1 protein-coding gene is annotated in these 430 nt (G+C 54.9%); it reads right to left on the bottom strand.

Annotated elements, in window-relative coordinates; translation table 11 throughout:
- Positions 1 to 430, bottom strand: a 430-nt coding sequence (locus ACNFOC_RS55470) for a TRCF domain-containing protein (protein ID WP_416966454.1), incomplete at both ends; no start/stop codon positions are given.

Raw genomic sequence — 430 nt, 5'->3', positions numbered from 1 at the left:
CGTCGGACCATCAAGGCGGTAATGCTGCGGCTGTTTTTGCAGCAAACCAATCAACCAGGCTGGATTAACGTGATTCTTCTCGGCAAATTCGATCACGCCGCCTTTCTCATTACCTTCCAGCTTCCTGATCCCCAGTTTCTGCGCTTGCTGGCGCAGACGGGCAATATCCAGCAGGGTACGCGCCGGATCCGGCAGCAGGCCGAAGCGATCGATAAGCTCGACTTTGATCTCTTCCAGTTCGTTTTCCGTTTTGGCGCTGGCAATACGTTTGTAGAACGACAGACGCGTGTTCACGTCAGGGATGAAATCATCTGGCAATAGCGACGGCATCCGCAGCTCGACTTCTGTTTGCTGGCTGGTGAGATCTTCCAGCGACGGCTCGCGTCCGGCTTTCAGCGCATCGACGGCGTTTTCCAGCAACTCCATATAC

It is taken from the genome of Streptomyces colwelliae (assembly GCF_048158785.1).
Lineage (GTDB): Bacteria > Actinomycetota > Actinomycetes > Streptomycetales > Streptomycetaceae > Streptomyces.
The sequence above is the reverse complement of the archived record's forward strand: the minus strand, read 5'-3'. Positions and strand labels throughout refer to the sequence as shown.